The 352-nt window shown below is 65.1% G+C and carries 1 protein-coding gene; it reads right to left on the reverse strand.

Annotated elements, in window-relative coordinates; genetic code table 11:
• Positions 1 to 352 (reverse strand): copper resistance protein B (locus AX703_RS07315; protein WP_197423640.1); only part of this gene is annotated, 352 nt, incomplete at both ends.

Raw genomic sequence — 352 nt, forward strand, 5'->3', positions numbered from 1 at the left:
CCAGAACATCGCCCTTGGTCGAGAGGAACAGCGCGCCTTCGACCTCGAACATGCCAGGAGCCAGGCCCTCGACGCCGATCGTCGCGTAGGTGCGGTCGGGCCCGCGGCCGAAGTCCTGGCGGATACCGCCCTGAAGATTGAAATAGGGGTCGATGGCCCGGCTGTAGAGCACCTGCACCTCGGCGCTGTCGATGCCGCGGCCGAACTCGCCTTCGCCCTCGCTCTTGAGCCAGAGCCGGTTGATGTCGCCGCCGTAAAAGCCTTCGCCATCCCAGCGATAGCCATCGCGGCCGCTATGCGCCTGATACTCGAACAGGTTGAGCAGCACCTGCCCGAAATTGTTGCCGCCGCT

Origin of the sequence: Novosphingobium sp. CCH12-A3, from assembly GCF_001556015.1 — a bacterium.
GTDB lineage: Bacteria > Pseudomonadota > Alphaproteobacteria > Sphingomonadales > Sphingomonadaceae > Novosphingobium > Novosphingobium subterraneum.